Source organism: Massilia sp. ZL223 (assembly GCF_018119395.1).
Lineage (GTDB): Bacteria > Pseudomonadota > Gammaproteobacteria > Burkholderiales > Burkholderiaceae_D > Telluria.
The window spans coordinates 109,698-130,349 of record NZ_JAGPWD010000008.1 but is presented as its reverse complement, the minus strand read 5'-3'; the positions used below and the strand labels follow the sequence as shown (position 1 = coordinate 130,349).

14 protein-coding genes, 1 tRNA gene and 1 pseudogene are annotated in these 20,652 nt (G+C 56.2%); 11 read left to right on the top strand and 5 right to left on the bottom strand.

Annotation, left to right across the window (positions count from 1 at the left end; all coding sequences use genetic code 11):
• The first annotated feature begins 60 nt into the window (after positions 1 to 60).
• From KBW95_RS08095 to KBW95_RS08075, 5 genes are all read left to right on the top strand, one after another.
• Positions 61 to 1,233 carry an HDOD domain-containing protein gene (locus KBW95_RS08095; RefSeq protein WP_211525837.1) on the top strand — a complete coding sequence of 391 codons (1,173 nt, stop codon included), beginning with the start codon at positions 61 to 63 and terminating at the stop codon, positions 1,231 to 1,233.
• Entirely contained in the window at positions 1,226 to 3,271 is a 2,046-nt protein-coding gene (locus tag KBW95_RS08090; protein ID WP_211527930.1) for a bifunctional diguanylate cyclase/phosphodiesterase, read from the top strand. Before KBW95_RS08095 ends, KBW95_RS08090 begins: the two co-directional genes overlap by 8 nt.
• Before the next feature lie 175 nt (positions 3,272 to 3,446).
• Positions 3,447 to 3,536, top strand: a tRNA-Ser gene (locus KBW95_RS08085).
• A gap of 177 nt (positions 3,537 to 3,713) precedes the next feature.
• Positions 3,714 to 4,922, top strand: a complete 1,209-nt coding sequence (locus KBW95_RS08080; protein WP_211527929.1) for a site-specific integrase — start codon at positions 3,714 to 3,716, stop codon at positions 4,920 to 4,922.
• Positions 4,923 to 5,051: 129 nt separating this feature from the next.
• The gene (locus KBW95_RS08075; protein ID WP_211527928.1) at positions 5,052 to 5,369 is read left to right on the top strand and encodes a hypothetical protein; all 318 of its coding nucleotides are present in this window, start codon (positions 5,052 to 5,054) and stop codon (positions 5,367 to 5,369) included.
• 119 nt (positions 5,370 to 5,488) lie between these two features.
• Here the strand turns inward: KBW95_RS08075 and KBW95_RS08070 are convergent, their stop codons facing one another.
• Positions 5,489 to 7,225 (bottom strand): bifunctional 2-polyprenyl-6-hydroxyphenol methylase/3-demethylubiquinol 3-O-methyltransferase UbiG, encoded by a 1,737-nt coding sequence (locus KBW95_RS08070; protein WP_211527927.1) that lies wholly within the window; start codon positions 7,223 to 7,225, stop codon positions 5,489 to 5,491.
• Positions 7,226 to 7,428: 203 nt separating this feature from the next.
• Between KBW95_RS08070 and KBW95_RS08065 the strand changes: the two genes are divergently transcribed.
• A complete protein-coding gene (locus KBW95_RS08065) occupies positions 7,429 to 8,034 on the top strand; it encodes a type IV toxin-antitoxin system AbiEi family antitoxin domain-containing protein (protein ID WP_211527926.1) in 606 nt (201 codons plus the stop codon).
• Positions 8,035 to 8,046: 12 nt separating this feature from the next.
• Positions 8,047 to 8,883 (top strand): annotated as a pseudogene (locus KBW95_RS08060) (nucleotidyl transferase AbiEii/AbiGii toxin family protein).
• Here KBW95_RS08060 and KBW95_RS08055 read toward each other — a convergent pair.
• Entirely contained in the window at positions 8,880 to 9,134 is a 255-nt protein-coding gene (locus KBW95_RS08055; RefSeq protein ID WP_211527925.1) for an AlpA family transcriptional regulator, read from the bottom strand. The pseudogene KBW95_RS08060 and the gene KBW95_RS08055 sit on opposite strands and share 4 nt — an antisense overlap.
• A gap of 810 nt (positions 9,135 to 9,944) precedes the next feature.
• Between KBW95_RS08055 and KBW95_RS08050 the strand changes: the two genes are divergently transcribed.
• Positions 9,945 to 10,691, top strand: a complete 747-nt coding sequence (locus KBW95_RS08050) for a hypothetical protein (RefSeq protein WP_211527924.1) — start codon at positions 9,945 to 9,947, stop codon at positions 10,689 to 10,691.
• Here KBW95_RS08050 and KBW95_RS08045 read toward each other — a convergent pair whose 3' ends face one another.
• A complete protein-coding gene (locus KBW95_RS08045; protein ID WP_211527923.1) occupies positions 10,692 to 11,573 on the bottom strand; it encodes a site-specific DNA-methyltransferase in 882 nt (293 codons plus the stop codon).
• Positions 11,574 to 12,151: 578 nt separating this feature from the next.
• Between KBW95_RS08045 and KBW95_RS08040 the strand changes: the two genes are divergently transcribed.
• From KBW95_RS08040 to KBW95_RS08030, 3 genes are all read left to right on the top strand, one after another.
• A complete protein-coding gene (locus KBW95_RS08040) occupies positions 12,152 to 14,491 on the top strand; it encodes a Z1 domain-containing protein (protein WP_211527922.1) in 2,340 nt (779 codons plus the stop codon).
• A 1,154-nt stretch (positions 14,492 to 15,645) separates the two neighbouring features.
• A complete protein-coding gene (locus KBW95_RS08035) occupies positions 15,646 to 17,154 on the top strand; it encodes a P-loop ATPase, Sll1717 family (RefSeq protein WP_211527921.1) in 1,509 nt (502 codons plus the stop codon).
• 115 nt (positions 17,155 to 17,269) lie between these two features.
• Complete coding sequence (locus KBW95_RS08030) at positions 17,270 to 17,689, top strand: hypothetical protein (protein ID WP_211527920.1); 420 nt, start codon at positions 17,270 to 17,272, stop codon at positions 17,687 to 17,689.
• A gap of 382 nt (positions 17,690 to 18,071) precedes the next feature.
• On the opposite strand, the gene KBW95_RS08025 is transcribed toward KBW95_RS08030, so the two are convergent.
• Both KBW95_RS08025 and KBW95_RS08020 read right to left on the bottom strand, forming a co-directional pair.
• Positions 18,072 to 18,497, bottom strand: coding sequence for a hypothetical protein (locus KBW95_RS08025; RefSeq protein WP_211527919.1), 426 nt, complete (start codon positions 18,495 to 18,497; stop codon positions 18,072 to 18,074).
• A gap of 313 nt (positions 18,498 to 18,810) precedes the next feature.
• Positions 18,811 to 20,544 (bottom strand): methyltransferase domain-containing protein, encoded by a 1,734-nt coding sequence (locus KBW95_RS08020; RefSeq protein WP_211527918.1) that lies wholly within the window; start codon positions 20,542 to 20,544, stop codon positions 18,811 to 18,813.
• Positions 20,545 to 20,652: the final 108 nt, after the last annotated feature.

The window sequence follows — 20,652 nt, the reverse complement described above, 5'->3', positions numbered from 1 at the left end:
GTGTTGCTTTCTAATAATTGGTGCACTAAGATCATCTGAATATCACCTTTGAAACAACACATGGCTGCGCAGGAACAAGATTCAATCCCGCTGGTTGCATTCGACCCGGTCGCCAATGCGCAGAACGAGTGGGTGGCGCTTTGCGTGCGTGTGGAGCCCGGCGAGAACATGCCGGCGCGCCTGCAGGCCGTGTTCGGCATGCCGGACCTGCTGGCCGCCATCGCGCCGCTGGACGGCCTGTTGATGGTCGATTCCCCCGCTGCGCTGACGCCGCCGGTGCTGGCGCTGCTGCCGGCCAACCGCATCGGTTTCGTCGTGGCGGCCGATGCGCTGCTGCAGGAGGGCGCCATGCGCCGCCTGGGCGAGCTGCACGAAACCGGTTACCGGGTCTGGCTCGATGGCGCGATTCCTGAAGGCGTGAAGGCGCCGGCCGCCCTGCGTTCGGTCGCGCGCGACTGCGGCGCGGATGCGCCGCCTCCCGGCCGCCTGGCCGCGCTGTTCGGCCCGCACCTGGCGCGCAATGTGCACACTGCGCTGCGTTTTTCCGAATGCGAGAACGCCGGTTTCGACTGGTTCAGCGGCGACTACCCGCTCGACCCGGCCAGTTTCCCATCGCCGAGCGACGACGGCAGCTCGCGCCGCCGCCTGCTGACCCTCCTGGGCCTGCTGGCGCGCGATGCCGATTCGCGCGAGCTGGAACTGCAGCTCAAGCAGGACCCGACGCTGTCCTATCACTTGCTCAAGCTGGTGAATTCCGCCGCCTTCGCGGTAAGCACCCAGATCACCAGCTTCAACCAGGCCATCAACCTGCTGGGCCGGCGCCAACTGCAGCGCTGGCTGCAGCTGCTGCTGTACGCGCGCCAGCAGCCGGACGGCCCGCCGAACCTGCTGCTGCCGCTGGCCGCGCGCCGCGGCGCGCAGCTGGAAGCTCTGTGCAAGCACGCCGGCGGCAGCCGCGACGAACAGGACCTGGCCTTCATGACCGGCGTGTTCTCGCTGCTGGACCGGCTGCTGCGCATGCCGATGCACGACATCGCGGCGGACCTGTGCCTGCCCGAGCACATCGCGGGCGCGCTGCTGGAGCGCAGCGGCACCCTGGGCGGCTGGCTGCGCCTGACTGAGATCGATCCGCTTGGGGATGACCTGGAGCGGGCCGGCGTGACGATTGACGCCTGGTGGAACAGCCAGTTGCACGCGTATCACTGGGCGATACAGGTGGGCCGCAATGTCTGACCTGCACGAGGTGGTTCCGGTCGCGGTGGATGTCGTCGGCGGTTCTGCCGCCGTGTGCGAGGCCGTCATCCGACTGCGTGGGGAAGCGCTGTCGCATGAGCTGGGCCGCGTGGCGCGCGAGCTCATGTCCAGCCCTGTGGGGCGCTTCGTGCAGGGCGCGGGCAGCTTCGAGACCGGCGTCTATGGCAACTCGCTGCGCCATCCCGTCTGTGCGGGCACCGAGCAGTTCGGCTACTACGAGGTGGCGGGGCGCGGCTACTGCGACAGCGACTACCGCCAGCTGGCCGCACTCGCGCAACTGACCGGCAACCTGATGCAGATGCAGGCGCTGGCCCAGCGTTCCACCCACGCGTACGCGCAGATGGAAGCGCAGCTGGCGCACCAGTCGCAGATCCTGGACCAGATCCACGAATCCGTGCTGACGATGGACCAGATGGGCTACATCACCAGCTGGAACCGCGGCGCCGAGGAGCTGTTCGGCTACTCCGCGCTGGAAGCCATCGGCCGCAACATCCTGTTCCTGTACGCGGACGAGGATGAAGGCTTCCACGACGTGTTCGCGGAGCAGGGCGGGCGCATGATGGAAGTCCGGCGCAGGAAGAAATCGGGCGAGGTGTTCTGGGCCAGCCTGTCGCTGTCGCCGCTGCGCGACCTGGCGGAGCGGCCGATCGGGCTGATCGCGTATCTCACCGATATCACCGAACGCAAGCAGGCCGAGGAACAGCTGCACCACCTGGCCTATTACGACGAGCTCACGGGGCTGCCGAACCGCACGCTGTTCGCGCGCCTGGTCGACCAGGCCCTGATGGTCGCCCAGCGCAACGAGGCGAATGGCTGCCTGCTGTTCATCGACCTGAATCGCTTCAAGCGCATCAACGATACCCTGGGCCGCCGCATTGGCGACGAGCTGCTGAAGCAGGTGGCGCAGCGCTTCCGCGACACCTTGCGCGACGAGGATGTGGTGGCGCGCCTGTCCGGCGACGAATTCGCCGTCGGGCTGTTCGACATTCGCCAGCACTACGAAGCCACCACGGTGGCGCAGAAGCTGCAGGGCGTGCTGGATGCGCCGTTCTACATCGCCGGGCACGACCTGCGCGTGGGCGCGAGTATCGGCATCAGCGTGTATCCGCAGAACGGCAACGATGCGGAGACCTTGCTGGGACTGGCGGACATCGCGATGGAGCGGGCCAAGAAGGGCGACGCCAATCCGGACCGCAGCGTGGCCTTCTATAGCGACGACATGAACCAGGGCATGCAGGAGCGCATGCGCATCGAGACCGGCTTGCGCCAGGCGCTCGGTAACGGTGAATTGATCCTGTATTACCAGCCGAAGTTTGAAATCGGCAGCGGGCGCATCGTCGGCGCGGAGGCGCTGGTGCGCTGGGTGCATCCGCAGCGCGGCCTGGTTCCCCCTAGCGAGTTCATTCCGCTGGCCGAGAGCACGGGCCTGATCGTGCAGGTGGGCGAGTGGGTGCTGGAGCAGGCCTGCGCGCAGGCGGCCGTGTGGCAGAAGGCGGGCTTGCCGCCGTTCCGCCTGGCCGTGAACGTGTCGGCGCGCGAGTTCACGCAATCGCTGCCGGCGAGGGTGGCGGATACGCTGCGGCGCTACCAGCTCGATCCGTCGTGGCTGGAGCTGGAGATCACCGAGAGCACGCTGATGCACGACATCGGACGGGTGACCGGGATCATGGACAGGCTGACGGCGCTGGGCGTGGCCTTGTCGCTGGACGATTTCGGGACCGGGTATTCGAGCTTGTCGTATCTGAAGCGCTTCCCGATTCACACTTTGAAGATCGACCGCTCGTTCACGACCGGGATTCCGGGTGATGCGAGCGATTGCGCGATCGCGGGGACCATCATCAGCATGGCGCGCCAGCTGCGCCTGCGCGTGATCGCGGAAGGGGTGGAAACGGTGGAGCAGCTGGACTTCCTGCGCGAGTCGGGTTGCGACGAGGTGCAGGGGTATTTGTACAGCAAGCCGCTGCCGGCGTATGACTTCGAGCGGAGTTTGCGGGACAACTGGCTGCTGCTTGCCTGAGTATCGCGGCTTGTTCCGCACCGACCACCGCTAGCCTTAAGACCGTCGCTCCGGGACTCGGCGTCCCCCTCGGCCGGAGTCTAAGTTTCGTGGCTCAGCCGAGGCATATGCAAACTGCGTGGACCGATGAGCCTCACTGGGACCGATGATTTATGTATAATGCCGGTTCCTCAAAGGAAGCGTGGCCGAGTGGTTGAAGGCAGCAGTCTTGAAAACTGCCGACGGGGGAACCCGTTCGTGAGTTCGAATCTCACCGCTTCCGCCAAGCATACTGAACAAGAGCCCCACACGTTGGGGCTTTTTTTCGTCTCCTCATAGGAGAAATGTCAAAATCGGGGTCCACTGACGTCCACTAGAATTTACCTGCATCCCGCTCTTCAGAGTGGGTAGGGCGGTGGGTAGGTTTGAGAGTGAAGAATGTGGTCGAAAGGTGGGTACACCGATGAGCTACACGATCAACAAGCTTTCTGCGATCAAGGTGCGTGCCGTGACCCGGCCAGGCCTATATGGCGACGGCGGCGGATTATGGCTGCAGGTGTCCCGGAGCGGTTCCAAGAGCTGGATCTTCCGCTACGATGTCGCCGGCCGGCGCCGCGAGATGGGTCTTGGATCATGCATCACCGTCGACCTGGCGCTCGCGCGTGAGAAGGCGCGTGCATGCCGGCTGCTTTTGCTGGATAAGCGCGACCCGCTGGAAGAACGGGATAAAACCCGAGCCGAGCATGCGCAGCGCCAGGCCAAGCGCGTGAGCTTCGACGAATGCGCTGTATCGTACATCGACGCGCACCGAGGCAGCTGGAAGAGCGCCAAACATGCGGCGCAATGGGAGACTACGCTCGCCATGTATGCCAGTCCTGTCATCGGCGCGCTGCCGGTGGCCGACGTCGACACGGACCTGATCGTGAAGGTGCTCAATCCCATCTGGAAAACGAAGACGGAGACCGCCACACGCCTGCGTGGACGGATCGAGAGCATCCTGGACTGGGCTGCCACGCACAAGCTACGTCATGACGTAAATCCGGCGCGTTGGCGCGGGCACCTAGAGAATCTGCTGGCCAATCCGAACAAGATCGCACCGGTGAAGAACCATCCTGCGCTGCCATGGCGTGAAGTGGGCAGCTTCATGTCGGACCTGCGACAGCGCGAAGGTGTCTCGGCTCGGGCGATCGAGCTCGCGATCCTGACCGCGTGCCGGTCGGGCGAAGTGCGTGGCGCAACATGGGACGAGATCGACCTGGAAGCGAAGCTGTGGACCATCCCCGCCGGCCGCATGAAGGCAGGGAAGGAGCATCGCGTCCCGCTGTCTACGGGCGCGATCGCTCTCCTGCGTGCACTGGAGCGTCGTGGGCGCTTTGTTTTTCCAGGGCGGGACACGAAGACGACACTTTCCGACATGAGCCTGACGGCCGTCCTGCGGCGAATGGGGCGCAGTGACATCACCGTTCACGGCTTCCGTTCGACGTTCCGCGACTGGTGTTCGGAGTGGGAAAACAACTCGTTCCCACGCGAGGTGTGCGAGCACGCGCTGGCGCACAACCTGCCTGACAAGGTGGAGGCGGCATACCGGCGCGGGGATCTGCTCGACAAGCGTGTCGTCCTGATGCAGGCCTGGGCCGACTACTGCGCAGTCGATCCGGCGCCCAAGCGCTGACGGCGCGTCCGCGACCGATGCCGGTGGGTAGAGAGGTAAGTCGTGGACACGCGACCTGGATCAAGCAATCCACCATGGCGGTTCGTTACGCTCTAACGGACTAACTTTTCCTTTCAATTGAGGCGGGCCATGACCACAGCGAAAACGACGGCGGAGCGACAGGCGGCGTATCGGGCGCGGCAGGCATGCGGCGCAAACGACGGGCAGAAGAGGGTCAATCTGTGGCTCAGCACTGGTTGTGCCCTGGCCTTGGCCAGACTCGCGAGGCGCCACGGTATCACGCAACGAGAATTCGTTGAAAAGCTCGTCCTGGCAGAGGACGACAAGGTTCTCGCGACGATGGCGCTCGACTCCACGGAGTGGGGCGCGTATTTCCAGGTAAAGCCTATGCGTGCCAAGGCAGGGGCGACGACCCACGCAGGCGACATGCCCTCCGCCCTGAAGTGAATGCGTTGGCGGGGCGGCGCCGGCCGCCGCAGTCACGCATTGCCACAGCGTGTCCTGCAGGCGGGCAAGCGTCAGCGAGTTACGTCATGACGTAATTCCGACCTTGGCTCGGTGATCGGTCAGATGAGCTCCGGATCGAGCATGAGCCGCTCCCGGCGCGCCGCCGGCTCCCATGGGCGCAGACCCTGTTCCCTGGCCAGGCGGATGCGCTGCACCTTCATCGCATCGAGCAGGTCTGCCGGAGAAGCGGCGCTCTCCAACATCGGCAGGGTTTGCTCGGCTTCGAGAAAGAAACGGTGACGCGCATCGGTACCCGCCGTCAGGAAGGCCTCTTCCCACCACGCGGTGATCCGGTCGCTGGCCCGTTCCAGCGCAGTCTGCGTGACGAGGCGGCTCGACTTCTCGTTGTTGATCCGCTTCGATGCCGGCATCAGGTTCCAGGCGTCCCCGCAGGGCCAGGCAGCGAAGGGAAAGCAGTGGTCGATATCGTAGTCGTCGCGCAGGCGCTGGCCCGACCAGACGCAGTAGACGGACTTGCCCTGGGTACGCAGCCGTTCGACGGCGGCACGGGCGAAGCTGGTGTCCCGTTCGGGGTCTGCCCACGCAAGCAGCGAATACGCAGTCTGGCCGAGCGCCGGGCCGAGTTGCCCGGCGTAGGACTCCATCAAGCGCACCCATTCCGCAATGAGGACTGGTTCGACCCACACGCTGTAGTGGCTAAGGGCATCCCAGATCTGGAGCGGAACGTGGAATTCGCCGAAGCTCCACAGGAAAGGGTCGTCGATCCTCAGGCTTGACGGTGTCGATGTGCGACGCTGGTGCCTGATGTAAAAGATGTTCTCGTCGCTCGCCGGCCAGCGCAGGTACTTGACCGGCATTTCGCGTATCAGCCTGGAGATCTCCCACAGGCTGCCATGAAGGTGCCGCGCCGTGTCATCACAGAAAGCCATCCCTGCGCGCAGGTCCACCGGGCGAATGGAACGCAAGGACGTGAAGTTGTTGGTCACGAAGCCCGGTGCGTTTCCGGCCCGGTTGGGTGGCATCTGGGGAAGCCCGCCTTCGATGAGCGGCTTGTACATGCGTAGCCAGAACAGTGCCACCAGGCCCATTGGCAGGACGACGGACTCCGACTCGTGGCGCGCTGCACCCGCCGCGGTATCGGCGATCCTGGCGAGGATGCGCAGCAGCGCGATCTTGTAGGTCGATGACTTCCCATCGGTGAGGATTAAGTGGCGCAGCAGCGGGAGTGCGCCCAAGCCATCATCCGGTAGCCCAAGAACCGCAGTCGTCCACGAAATGCCCGGCCGGCCCAGCCTGTCGGGGCTGTCGTCGGTGCGTACCAGCCTGAGGCCGAACTGCTGGGCCATCGCCGCCAGCTCCGGCAGCGTCACCTCGTACATGGCGCGATCGGTATCGGGTGGGCCGATGCGAAGGCTGATGGCGATGCGTCCATTTGGCGACAGCAGCGTCGCCAGCTTTCGCAGGGCACGCTGGCGTGCAGCCGGTGGAACGTGCATCCAGACCGCCGAGAGCAGGATCAGATCGAAGGTCAGTCCTAGCCGGCGTACCTTGGCCAGGTCGGGCAGGCTGTCAGCCACCCAGTGAATGCGTGGCGAAGGATGGCGCAGGCGGGCGAGGGCGCGCATCGCTTCCGAGGGCTCAACGGCGACGACATCGTATCCTTTGGCCGCAAACCAGGCGGCGTCCCTTCCGGAGCCGGCGCCGACGTCCAGAATCGTCGCGCCGGGCGGTGGTAGCAGATCCAGCAGGGCAGGGTGCACATGCTCGAAGCTCAGCGATTCGTACTGGGAGACAAGCTGCTCGGCGTTCTGATCGTAGTGAGGAATGGTCTGCATGACCTTCGGTATGTTTTGTCGACTCATCAATTGTATGCCGAAGCATGCTGCCGTAGAGCAATCGATATGTTTGCAATCGTATGCAAATCCAATAGATTCGATGGCTTCAGTCTGCATCCAGTTCAGGCACTCCAGAATAGGAGATATTGAACAAAATGTCGGCATATATGGATAAGTGCCGATGTTTTGTGTAGACTGGCTTCATGAGTCAACAAGCTGAACGAATTCTTGAGCTTGCACGATCCAAAGGCATACTGCGTACACGAGATGTGGACAGTGCCGGTGCATCGCGCGCACTGCTGGCCTCGCTGACCGACGAAGGCAGGCTGCTCAAACTCGGCCGAGGCCTGTACACATTGCCCGATCGGTCTGCGTCCGAGTACGAGAGCTTTGCCGAGGTAGCGACACGTAGCGGAAGTGGGGTGCTATGCCTGCTTTCCGCGCTGCGTTTTCACGATCTGACCACGCAGCAGTCATCCGACATCTGGCTCGCCATACCGCACAAGGCTCGTGCTCCGCGTTTCGATTATCCGCCGCTGCGGGTAGTCCGCATGTCGGGACCGGCGATGACCGAGGGAGTCGACATTGCAGACCTTGCTGGCGCCCAGGTGCGCGTGTTCAGCGTGGCGAAGACGGTTGCCGACTGTTTCAAATTCCGCAACAAGATCGGCCTCGATGTTGCGCTCGAAGCCCTGCGCGAAGCCTGGAACGGTAAGCGGGCGACAATGGACGAACTCTGGCGCTACGCGGAGATCTGCAGGGTAGCAAACGTCATGCGTCCGTATCTGGAAGCGGTGGGGGCGGCATGAAAGCAGCGAATCGTGCTGCATCGCGCACGGCTTCTGAACCGCGCACGGGCCGACAGGACGGACTTCAACCTGATCCTGACGCGGTATTCGCTCGAGCGGCTGCTGTACCGTTTAAGCGTGTCGCCCTGGGCCGATCAGTTCCTGCTGAAGGGAGCGCTCCTTTTCGACCTGTGGGTCGACCAGCCGTACCGGCCAACCCGGGACATCGACTTGCTTGGCTTCGGACCTTCCGAGCTTGACGACCTGATCGAGGTCTTTCAGCAGGTCTGTGTTCAGCCATCCGATGACGGGATGGTCTTCGATCAAGGCAGCGTGCAGGCGGCGCGAATTCGTAAGGAAGCCAACTATGAAGGCGTGCGAGTTACACTGCTCGGCACACTGGATGGTGCGCGCTGCTCGGTGCAAATCGACGTTGGATACGGCGATGCCGTGACGCCTGCAGCAGAACTCGTGCAGTTTCCAGCGTTTTTGGAGGATGTCGCGACACCATCGTTGCGTGCCTATCCCGTGTACACCGTCATCGCCGAGAAGTAGGAAGCGATCGTCAGCTTGGGTATGGCCAACACGCGCCTGAAGGATTACTTCGACCTGTGGTTCCTTGCGACCTATGCCGAGATCGATGAGGCTATTCTCCGTCAGGCGGTCCAGGCCACGTTTGCCCGCCGGAGAACTGAGGTGCCCCAGGCCGCGCCGCTTGGACTGTCTGACGCTTTTGCGGCGAGTCCAACCAAACAGCAGCAGTGGCGAGCATTTCTCTCGAAGAGCAAACTCATGGCGCCAGACTTAGCAGAAGTGACAGCGGAACTACGGCGTCTCTTGGGCTTACTCGACAGTGGGGCGGCAGGCTAAGAGTTGCAGTCTCGGCGGCTAGCACGAATGCACTGCACCGCCCACTGCTCGACTTCGCTCTTGATCCATGCCGCCGATCGACCCTGGAGCTTTACCGGCCTTGGGAAAGCGCCCCTCTTGATCGCGTCGTACACACTGCTGCGCGACTTCCCGCAGATCGCTATCACCTCCTTCAACCTGATGAACTGAATGTCGGCACGGTTGCTTGACGCGCGACGCTCGATAACGGTGTCAATCGCTTGCTGATCCATGTATGCCTCTAAGTGTGAATTTGAGAAGTTGCCTTATGGTCGCGCCCGCCAAATTGATTCAGTACTGCGTCGCTTCGCAGATGCGTAAGAGCGCCTGGCAGGGTCATCTGGTGCAGGCGCTGAGCGGCAGTTTGCCTTCCGCTGACTGCTGAGGTATTGCGCAAATCCCGGTCTCGGAGCCGTTCACATGCGGATCGAATGTGTTGAAGACTGCCTTTCAGGGTTTGGTTCTTCGGGCAGGATAGACTGCCGTCTAAAAAAGTTAACCTTTCTAGATTATCACGGCCCGTGCCTCGTGGACTGCAGAGTCCAAAATCTGTTCAGACAGTACAAGGCAGGGTGTGCGAAGGCACTTAGCTGGCGCCTAGACTAACCTCATCCTCATCTACGAGCGCGTTTGGCAACGGCAGAGCGTTAAAAGGAATCATGTAGATCAGAGCGGTAAACAACAACATCTGTGCCGGCTTACTAGAAACGCGAAGCGATGATGGTCGAAGTCATCCTGTGGGAGCGCCCAGTTCAGCTAGTAAGAATGTGGCAACGTCGCAATCGTTCGCAGTATCTCAGTCGCGCAGCGTAACAGGTACCCGCCGCACCGCATCCTGCTGAGAAACCGTTGGCGAATGACACGAATTTTCCCGAGTGGGGATCAACTGGCTTAGCCAGCCGGGTACGGGGCCGTTGCTTTTTGTCAGCACTAAAAAGATGTTCTCAAAAACATATTTTTAGCGTCAACAAGTTGTAAAATCCCAAGACACTTTGAAAACGTTATAAGCCTTGGGCAAACGAACCGAGGTATCAGGAGCATGTGTGGCACCTTTCGACCCAACCACGGCCCTTGCGGGCCTCACTCGTTCCCAACTCGACTGGATATCTGCAGTAACAGCACAATTTAAACTGGCAAAGACGTTTTGGGCAAAGCCGGGCTCGGACTTGATTACTCCATCGGTGCTAGAGCGCATCGGTGATGCTCTACGAATTCATCATGCATTTAGTCGCCAGGCACTTTCGAAAGACCGGTTCGAGTATGCATTCGAGAGGGCGCTGAGCCAATGCGGCTTCAATGCGTCGCTAGCTTCAAGCCGGACAAACCGTGGGCATGATCTAACGATCAATGACGTCCGCGTGAGCTTGAAGACTGAAGCGTCAGCAGCGATTAAAGAGAATTTTCTCCACATCTCAAAATTTATGGAGTTGGGACGAGGGGAGTGGCATCTGCCAACCCTTCGGGACCTGTTTCTGGAACACATGCAAGGCTATGAGCGTATCCTACAGTTCCGGTGCTTGAAAGGCAGTCCAGAAGAATACTTCTACGAACTAGTTGAAATTCCAATGGATATGCTTCGAGAGGCTGCAAACGCACGCCTGGAAGTGATGGAGAATTCTAAACAGAACCCAAAGCCCGGCTATGGGTATGTACTAGACGCTGTCGAGCGACAGAAATTTGCTCTATATTTCGATGGCGGCACGGAACGCAAACTCCAAATCAAGTCGATTCGCAAAGAGTTGTGCACCGTGCACGCTACTTGGCAATTTAAGTCGGCGCCACTAGGGTAGTCAACGTTGGCGGATAAGGCGCTCGCGCGCCAGTGTGGCGTACTGTTCATTTAGTTCAACACCGGTGCATATGCGACCTAGTTCGTTACATACGACTCCGGTGGTACCACTACCGAAAAACGGGTCGAGGACACGGTCACCTGGACGGGAGCCTGCTTTGATGCAAATACGCGCAAGTTCCCGCGGGTACACCGCGAAGTGAGCACCGCGATACGGCTCCGTATGGATGTTCCAAACCGTTCGGCGGTTCTTCGATTTTTGCGTCGCATCGACCGCCGGTTCTTTTATTGCTTCATGGTCGTAGAAATATTTTTCGCTCTTCGAGAATAAGAAAACAAATTCATGAGAACGTGTTGGCCGGTCGCGCACACTTTCTGGCTGACAGTTCGGCTTATTCCAGACGATGTCCGTTCGCAGGTACCAACCGTCATCTTGAAGGGCGAACGCAAGGCGCCATGGGATGCCAATTAAATCCTTTGGCTTTAAACCTTCAGGGGTCGGCGCGCGATAGCTCATGCCTCGGCCAGCGTTTTTCTTGTCATCATCACGCCAAGTGCGTCCGCCCGATGTGTAGCTGTCGCCAATGTTCAGCCAGAACGTACCGTCATCTTTCAGCACGCGACGCACCTCGCGGAACACCGCCACCAAGTCCTTGATGTAGTCGCGCATGTCAAGTTCGGCACCAATTTGACCACCAATGCCGTAGTCGCGTAAGCCCCAGTAGGGCGGCGATGTGACACACGTTTGGACTGAGTTGGCCGGAAGGTTCTGAAGCACCTCGCGAGCGTCGCCAAGCAAGATTTCGCAACGATCATGAGCGGGAGTCGGAACTGCTGCTGGCTCAGGCAGTTCGAGGAATGAGGTTTGGAGCGCGTCGTTCATGCGGCATTATAGCGTTCGAAGACCTCCGCTGAGTAGCTGGAAATCTGACAATCAACAACGCTATGTTTGGCATCTGTCAGGGCCTAGAGTTCTCCATATAGAGGCCACAGCGCACAGGATCGGCAGCTGGGCGCTTCTGACCAGCTGCACTCGCTACGAATCCACCCTATAGCTGCTATGGGGCAGTGGCACATGCGAAAAGCAGAGCGCTGCACTTCCCACCTGTAGCCTGTCTCGCCAGGATGGGTCGTTCTTACTTTGGCTAACAGCATGCGCATCATGGCGTTAATCCTAAGGCGAAGATTCAACGCGGGGCCGTTACTTCGATAGTGCTTGTGGCGCAAAGCGAGCTGCCTTCCTAACGTATTTGCCACTAGCATGCTCACGGAAGACGCATTAGGCCTGCAAAAGTGCAAAAAATGCAACAAATGAAAAAAATGCAACAAGCGCAATATTTTCGCATGCCTTGTTCACAGCCTAGGCTTAACCTCGATCTATTCTGTGAGTGTTGCTCACAAAAGCGTTGACATATTTGTGATGATCCATCATGATTGAGATTCCAAAACTAGGAGCTCAGTATGAACGATACGCTGCTTGGGATTTTCGAGGTTGCTTCGCTGGCGCAAGTCGGCACGTCGGCAGTGGCGAACTGGCGCAAGCGGTTTTCTGACTTCCCATCCCCTGTGGCAGAGCTTCGTTCAGGGCCTGTCTTTCTGGAGTCACAGATTCGTGCATGGTTGGCGCAGAAGCCGGGAATTGAATTGCCCATGCTTGCAGGATTCTATGAACGACTGGCAGCAAAATGTGGGCATGACGCCGAGTTGGTTGCAAAAGTTCATGAAACCGTCGACAGATTGGCTCGTTCTGGCACAAGCATCCGCAGTCCTGGAGTTTTGCTCGGTAAGGTGCAAAGCGGAAAAACTCGCGCATTTTTAGGAATTATTGCGCTGAGTTTCGATCGTGGATACGACGTAGCTGTTGTACTTACAAAGGGGACTAAATCACTCGCGCGCCAGACGCTGGCGCGCGTGCGAAAGGACTTTCAGGACTTTATCGTGGCTGACGAGGTGCAGGTTCATGACATTATGGCGTTGCCAAACATGACGCCGTACGAGTTTAATCAAAAGCTAATCCTGGTCGTGAAGAAGGAAGACGATAATCTAACCCGGTTGCTTAATGCATTTGAGAACAGCTATCCGGGACTTCAGGCGAAGCGCGTGCTCATTATTGACGATGAGGCTGACTTCGGATCAGTGAGCTATCGTAAGAAAGACGGTATCCCGGATGTTGGCACCATATCTAAGCAGATCGATCAGCTTAGAAATCTCGTCGCCGATTCAGATTTTTTGCAAGTTACTGCTACACCATACTCTTTATATCTTCAACCAGAAGATGAAGTTATCGTGAATGGTGATCCACTTTTTACTCCTCGACGCCCCAAATTCACTGTCGTGCTTCCTACACACTCACAATATGTCGGCGGTGATTACTATTTCGAACGTAGTGCAGATATTGATTCCCCTGCGTATTATTTCTATCGTGAAGTTCCGCTTGAAGAGCGTGAGGCTCTGAAAGTTGAGGATCGAAGGCGACTTAAAGTTGAGAATGTGCTTTTTGAGAAGCGATCAGCCGTACTTTGTCACGCGATTTTAACTTTTATTGTAGGTGGTGCAATCAGGCGGCTGCAAGCGCGCCGTAGTGGTTTGCCCATGCAAAAATATAGCTTTCTGTTTCACACTGAACAGACGAAGATTTCGCATGCTTGGCAGGAAGTGGTTGTCTCGTCCGTTCGTGACGCATTAGTAGCGGAAGGTGCGCAGGATACTGAAAAATTTGATCAGCTTATACGGGCATCGTATGAGGACTTGCAGCGCTCAGTCCATAGTGGCAGTGGATGGATGCCTAGCTTCGCTGAGGTCAAAGCTGATGTTCATTCGGCATTGGTGCAGGGGCAGTTGATGATAACGAAGGTGAATTCTGAAAACGATATCGATGCATTGCTCGACGAAGACGGGCAGTTGCGATTAAGAACGCCTTTTAATATCTTCATTGGAGGTCAAATTCTGGATCGCGGCATTACTATTAGCAATCTTATTGCTTTCTATTATGGAAGGAATCCAAAAAAATTTCAACAAGATACAGTTTTGCAGCACTCTAGAATGTATGGCGCTCGATCCCTTGACGATCTCGCGGTGACACGCTTTTACGCCCCGCAGATTGTCTACCAGGTGATGAAGAATATCCACGAGTTCGATGCCGCCTTGCGTGAAGCGTTTGAATCAGGATCAAATAATAGAGGTGTGTATTTTATTCAGAAGGACGCATCTAATAGAGTGGTTCCTTGCTCGCCGAATAAGCTAATGTTTTCCGGAATTTACAGCATACGACCGGGGCGTCGATTGCTTCCGATGGGTTTTCAGACTGTAGCGAGAACTGCCGGCATAAAGCATCTTTCACTCCTCGATAAAAAAATCGCAAATTTGGTTGGAATAAATACGGAGCAGCCCATCTTACTAAACGTGGAGGAGGCGATTGAGTTGCTTTCACTTGCATATTCGAACTTAGAATTCGACGACCCAAGTGAGGATGATAGAAAGGCACACATTGCGGCGCTTGAGCATTTGTCGCGAACTTCTAATGACAAAGATCTACGGGGGAAAGTGTGGCTAATCACTGCAACTGATCGAAATGTATCAAGATTCCGTGAAGAAGGTCGTTTCTCCAACTCACCTGACACGAAACAGCAGTCAGATGCCGCACGGTTGCAAGCTCAGGATGTTCCTGTACTGATGTTATTGCGTCAAAATGGTGATCAAGCGAAGGGGTGGCGAGATTTAGCATTCTGGTGGCCCGTTATTGTTACACCGAAGACTGCCGTAACATCTATATTCGCTTCCGATACCGCTAGTGTTGCGTGAGTTTCGCGGCTGGCCCTACCGCGCCGCACAAGGCCACTGCTCCCCGCTCTTTTTACCTATCCGCTGTTTTGGGTAGTCCGCATGTCTGGACCGGCGATGTCGGAAAGTGCCGAGTTTCATACCTCGCTGGCGCCGAAGTGTCGCTAGCTGCTTTAAGTTCCGTAACGGGATTGATCTCGGTATTGCGCTAGAAGCACTACTCGAAAGCCTCAAGTGGAAAGCGTACGATAGACGAGCTTTGGCGGTGCGCGAAGACATGCGGGTAGCAAACGTCATGCGTTCGCATTTGGGAGCGGTTAGGGCATGCAGGCGGAGAATTCCGCAGCATCAGTTCGCCAGCCTTCTGAATCGCTCATAGGCGGAAACTTAACATGATCTTGGCGCGGATGTGCTCATGGGGCTGCCGTATTGTTTAAGCGTTATGCCTGCAGCCCGTCAGTTCCTGCAGAGGAGCACTCCTTTCGCGCTATAGCTCAACTAGTCGCGCTAGCCAGTGTGAATTTGCGCCAGGGTCTTTAGATTGCATAGTCCAAGTGGATTCAAATGCCGTGTTTCCACAGCTGCTGAGCGCGCCTGGTAGGGCCATCTGGTGCGGCTTCTGAACGCAACTCCGTCTTCTGGTAAGCGCTGAGGTGTCGCGCAGATGCCGGTGTCTGCCACGCTAACATGCATATCGAACGTCTAGAAGAGCATTTTAAGGGCTGGTTCTTCAGGCAGCCAAGCGGCCAGGCAGGCAGAGAGTAGACAGGCAGGCAGGGAGGCTAGGAAAGACTGACGTCTCCAAAACCTTTCGGTGCGAGTTGAATTATATCTACGAACCAATCTACAGGTGCGCTATGACCGCTCAACGCGGAAAAGGTTATCAACGAGGTAGTTAGCTTGTTTTTTTGCTTTTTTGTCAACCGGAGTTCTCTAGCGTAAAATTTCTGCTCTTGGACATGTACGCTAGGATATACTTTCTGATGGGAATTCTTCTGCCGCAAATACATACCCAGACGACTTGCGGTTGAGCGCAAAAATATAGCTGTCTCAAACGTTATATAGGGCAAAGCCGTGCGGAAAAACGTATTGGTCTTTGCTCTTGAGATCGCAGTAACATCAACGTTTTTCTAATAAGCAGATTTCGAGATTTGATTTTTCAGCCTTCTAATTAAATGGAAAAAGAAATAATAAAAATGGTAAAATTTGAAGATTTTGCGCAGAGTTTCGGCTTTGTTAGTTATCCTTTCTCTGTGTTTACTGCTGAAGAGGAAAAAGAGTTTCTAGACCGAGCATTTATTCAGCCACTCGCATATTCCACTGCATCTGCGGCAGCGAAAGAACGCAAAAACGTGTTCATATATGGAGAGCGCGGGACAGGTAAAACTGCGCTTCTATATAAGCTAATGAGTGAGTGTAACAGTAAAGTTATATCCATTTCAGATTATTCGCAGCTGCCTCTTGTTCCAAGCCAAACGCAAATATTGGGATTCTATATATCCAATATTGCACCTATCGTTTTGAAGAGTATCGCTTCTAGTGTTGTTCTAAGAACACGGCTTAATAGGGATGACAAGCTGCTGCTTTCATATTTATTAAAAAACCATACAACTTCTGTTACGCGTGATGCAGTTCTGCAGGACATGAAGGAAATCCAACACTCATTTTTAAAGCGAGTTAGTGTAGGGCTCTGGAACGGATTGTTGGGTCTTGTAAATAATGCGACTGGAGCCGCGGTCGACGCCGCATCTGATGCTATTAGCAAATCTCTCGGCCTCCCTAGTATCGATAGTGGCAACCCAGAAAAAGAATATTTTAAAAAAATTCAACTCAATATCGATGACACTTTTGATGAGTCGAAAGCAAATCAGATAATTCTAGGCAAACTGCTAGACCTCTGCAAAAAGGTTGATATTGCTAATCTAACGTTAGTATTGGATCGAGTTGACGAGGACTCGCGTTGGAAGAATGATGCTGAACTAGTCGCTGACTTTTTACGGCCATTCTTAGTTGAAAATGAAATTTTCTTCCAGCCTGGACTCAGGTTTATCTTTTCTATATGGAGTATTCCATACCAAAAAGTTAAATCCGATTTTCGCATCAACAAGTTCTGTGTAGAGCAGGTTGAGTGGACAGCAGTCGAACTGATGAGCGTTCTCAATAAGAGGATGTCTGAACACTCTGCGGAACGAGTAGGGAGCTATCAGGATATCGTTGCAGATTCTGAGCACTTTGAGTCAAAGGTAGTCCCGCTTGCAAATTCGAATCCACGTGATCTTTGGCAGTTGATGAATAAGATATTTCGTGAGCAATATCGCATGGATTCCGGAGCCAGAAAGATTTCTGTTGACGCCATGGACAAAGGTGTAAAAGAATTCGTTCGTACCTTTAACTATTATGAGTATTATCCACGTAAGATTAATGCAAAGTCAAATAGTATGGATGTATACTCATATATCGCTCACTTATCGAAATTAACGGAGGTGCGATTCACGTCTACAAACCTTGATGATGCTGCGAGAACCGGTGGATCTACACAAAATTATATTGTTGGCATGGAGGCAATCGGACTAGTGCGCCGATGTGAAGAAAAGGGGCCAAAGGGTGCTAACCTGTACGAAATTAGAGATCCTAAAGTCCAATTTGCGGTTATGCATAATATCGACATTCGGCGTGACGCATGATTTAGTGCGTAGTGTTTTTTATTCATCTGGCGGCCGTTAATATAAGATGCGCTGCGAAACATGTTTGAGTTCGAATGTGATCACTTCGGTGCTCATTATTGATAGGTTATGTTAAATGGATATTTCGACGGTACTTGGTTCGGGTGTTGTGGCTGGGCTAGTAGCAGGTTTGGTTGCGCTAAGGAATAGTGAACGTAAGATTCATATTGAGAACATCACTCAAGAGCGAGCAAAATGGCGAGATAAAATAAGACATATCTCGTCGCAAGTTCAAGTAGCTGGCTTAGCGCGCGATGAGGGGAAATTAACTCAATTGAGAGCAGAGTTGCGTCTTCATTTGAACCCGTTCGATACTGAAGATTCCAAAATTCTTGATAGCGTAGCAGCAATTGTTTCCTCAGCAGATCTCAATAAAGCATTAGATGAGTATGGATCACGAATTTCTTACCTTTTAAAGCACGATTGGGAGCGGGCAAAATTTGAGGCCAGGGCGGTTGCGTTAGAAAGAAAACCTCAGCGAAAACAACACCCATGACTATAGTGCTGTTATTGATCCGATAACTCTGCTGAGACAATCGCTTACTAAAAGGTGATATGGGTAGAGTGGTGGGTTAGCGCAGCATGTCGGATGATTTCCATAGCAGAGTTCGCCGGACACCGCTTCCGCCAGTACTATTCCCCACCCTTGGCGTGACCCACATCCTCGTAGCCTGAGCATGTGCATCGAGGCCGATACCCGCCATTTCTTCACTGTCCCCTCTTGCGCAATTCTCGGCGAAGACGAGCATTGTCTACTGTCACTGCAACAAGCGTCAGGATGACAAGCGTGCACAGCGCGTCGGGTCCTAAGTAGTGCCAAAATGCCCATCCGAAAAGCGCAAGTAGAGCGCCGGCGGCGAGCAGTGAAAGGGAATCCTTCATCGGACCGCCTCTTGGTGCTTGTAGTATTTCCGCGATGTCACGCCTGGGTCGTAAACGCCCGGCAACCGATGAAGAAGCGCTGCAAGCCACGGTCGCCTGAAGCCCCATTTCGCAGCCAGGACAAGTATATCGCCGAGAGAGGTGCCGTTGCCGAGACAGCGCCCTGTAGCGACCGCAAGGCTTCCAATGACTGCCTCCGCGTAGAAGGCCGCAGAACATGCTGCGACGACTCCCAGCTTTTCCAGTTTGGTACCAGCACCAATCAGTTCGGCCACGGTAACTCTGGTGCCGAATTTGTCTATCAAGCCAAGTAGTACCGTTACCGTACCTACCGTGGTTTGCACCGTTCCAAAGAGGCTTTCTGGCGCAGGAAGGCCAAGAGCGCTCATGTTCTCCTTGAAGTATTTGTAAAAGTTCGACATTGATCAGTCTCCTCGATAGTTACGTACTTCTCCGCTAACTCTGCGTATCGAAAGCTGTTCTCAATTGCTGAGTTGATGCACGCACACCCATACCGGCAATTTTCTTTTGATTCTGGATGGAAACGTAGAAGGAATTATTGGGTGTCGGCTTACTGCGCTGATTGAAGAGCATCAAAATTGTCAGCAAGTAGGATCAAGCCTGAGCCTGCGCGTAGGACACGAGAGACATGATCAAAGAACTGATTACTCTAACGAAGCATGAGGCAACCGTAATGCAGTCGAGTAATCTGCTGCTTGCCGAGATGCCGCCCAGTTAAAGCGAAGGGGAAGGGACGATTAAGTTTTTGGCAGTCGCTGGCTCCCATGGACGTAAACCCTGATCCTTAGCCAAGCGAATGCGCTGCACCTTCATCGCATCGATCAGGTCCGTTGGTGAAGCGGCTGCCTCCAGCATCGGAAGCGTTTGCTCGGCTTCGAGGAAGAAGCGGTGCCGCGCATCAGTCCCCGCCGACAGGAAGCCCGCTTCCCACCATTCGGTGATCCGCTCGCTGGCGCGTTCCAGGGCTGTTTGGGTGACCAGGCGGTTCGACTTCTCGCTGTTGATTCGCCTCGATGCAGGCATCAAGTTCCATGCGTCGCCGCAGGGCCAAGCAGCGAAGGGAAAACAATGATCGATGTCGAAATCGTCCTTCAGGCGCTGGCCCGACCATACGCAGTAAATGGACTTGCCGTGGGCGCGAAGTCGTTCGACCGCGGCACGCGCGAACTTGGTATCGCGCTCGGGATCTGCCCACGCAAGTAGCGAATACGCGGTCTGGCTTATTGCCGGTCCGAGTTGCCCCGCATAGGACTCCATCAGGCGCACCCATTCCGAAACAAGAACCGGCTCGACCCACACGTTGTAGTGGCTAAGCGCATCCCAGATTGGGAGGGGAACGTGGAACTCGCCGAAGCTCCACAGGAATAGATCGTCGATCCGCAGGCTTGACGGTGTCGATGTGCGGCGCTGGTGCTTGATGTGGAAGATGTTCTCTTCGCTTGCTGGCCAACGCAGGTACTTGACTGGCATTTCGCGGATCAGCCTGGATATCTCCCACAGGCTGCCGTGAAGGTGGCGCGCCGTGTCATCGTAGAACTCCATCCCTGCACGAAGGTCGATCGGTCGAATTAAGCGCAAGGCCGTGAAGTTGTTGGTCACGAAGCCGGGGGCATTTCCAGCGCGGTTAGACGGCATCTGGGGAAGACCGCCTTCGATGAGCGGCTTGTACATGCGTAGCCAGAAGAGTGCCACCAGGCCCATTGGCAGGACGACGGATTCCGGCTCATGGCGTGCTGCGCCTGCCGCGGTATCGGCGATCCTGGCCAGGATGCGTAGGAGCGCAATCTTGTAGGTCGATGACTTCCCGTCCGTAAGGATCAAGTGGCGTAGCAGCGGAAGCGCGCCCAAGCCATCATCGGGTAGCCCAAGAACCACAGTCGTCCATGAAATACCGGTCCGGCCCAGCCTGTCCGGGCTGTCGTCGGTGCGAACCTGCCTGAGGCCGAACTGCTGGGCCATCGCCGTCAGCTCTGGCAGCGTCACCTCGTACATGGCGCGATCGGTATCGGGCGGACCAATTCGAAGGCTGATGGCGATTCGTCCATTCGGCGACAGCAGCGTTGCCAGCTTTCGTAGGGCACGTTGGCGTGAAGTAGGCGGCACGTGCATCCAGACTGCCGAGAGCAGGATCAGATCGAATGTAAGGCCCAGCCGGCGTACCTGTGCCAGGTTTGGCAGGCTGTCAGCCAACCAGTGAATACGTGGCGAAGGATGGCACTGGCGCGCGAGGGTGCGCATCGCCTCCGAGGGCTCAACGGCGACAACATCGTATCCCTTGCCCGCAAACCAAGCGGCGTCCCGTCCAGAGCCGGCGCCGACGTCCAGAATCGTCGCGCCGGAGGCTGGCAGCAGATCCAGCAGGGTAGGGTGCACATCTTCGAATGTCAGCGATTCGTACTGGGAGACAAGCTGCTCGGCGTTCTGATCGTAGTGAGGAATGGTCTGCACGTGACCTTCGGTTTGTTTTGTCGACTCATCAATTGTAAGCCGAACTATGCTGCCGTAGGGCAATCGATTCGCTTTGCAATTGTGATGAGGCTGTCCTATCTTTAATTT

What these genes read in the sequence shown, in the direction of transcription:
- KBW95_RS08065 (WP_211527926.1), top strand. Translation starts at nt 7,429, where the DNA reads ATGAGTCAACAAGCTGAACGAATTCTTGAGCTTGCACGATCCAAAGGC.
- KBW95_RS08030 (WP_211527920.1), top strand. Translation starts at nt 17,270, where the DNA reads ATGGATATTTCGACGGTACTTGGTTCGGGTGTTGTGGCTGGGCTAGTA.
- KBW95_RS08035 (WP_211527921.1), top strand. Translation starts at nt 15,646, where the DNA reads ATGGAAAAAGAAATAATAAAAATGGTAAAATTTGAAGATTTTGCGCAG.
- KBW95_RS08040 (WP_211527922.1), top strand. Translation starts at nt 12,152, where the DNA reads ATGAACGATACGCTGCTTGGGATTTTCGAGGTTGCTTCGCTGGCGCAA.
- KBW95_RS08080 (WP_211527929.1), top strand. Translation starts at nt 3,714, where the DNA reads ATGAGCTACACGATCAACAAGCTTTCTGCGATCAAGGTGCGTGCCGTG.
- KBW95_RS08090 (WP_211527930.1), top strand. Translation starts at nt 1,226, where the DNA reads ATGTCTGACCTGCACGAGGTGGTTCCGGTCGCGGTGGATGTCGTCGGC.
- KBW95_RS08045 (WP_211527923.1), bottom strand. Translation starts at nt 11,573, where the DNA reads ATGAACGACGCGCTCCAAACCTCATTCCTCGAACTGCCTGAGCCAGCA.
- KBW95_RS08025 (WP_211527919.1), bottom strand. Translation starts at nt 18,497, where the DNA reads ATGTCGAACTTTTACAAATACTTCAAGGAGAACATGAGCGCTCTTGGC.
- KBW95_RS08070 (WP_211527927.1), bottom strand. Translation starts at nt 7,225, where the DNA reads ATGCAGACCATTCCTCACTACGATCAGAACGCCGAGCAGCTTGTCTCC.
- KBW95_RS08055 (WP_211527925.1), bottom strand. Translation starts at nt 9,134, where the DNA reads ATGGATCAGCAAGCGATTGACACCGTTATCGAGCGTCGCGCGTCAAGC.
- KBW95_RS08095 (WP_211525837.1), top strand. Translation starts at nt 61, where the DNA reads ATGGCTGCGCAGGAACAAGATTCAATCCCGCTGGTTGCATTCGACCCG.
- KBW95_RS08075 (WP_211527928.1), top strand. Translation starts at nt 5,052, where the DNA reads ATGACCACAGCGAAAACGACGGCGGAGCGACAGGCGGCGTATCGGGCG.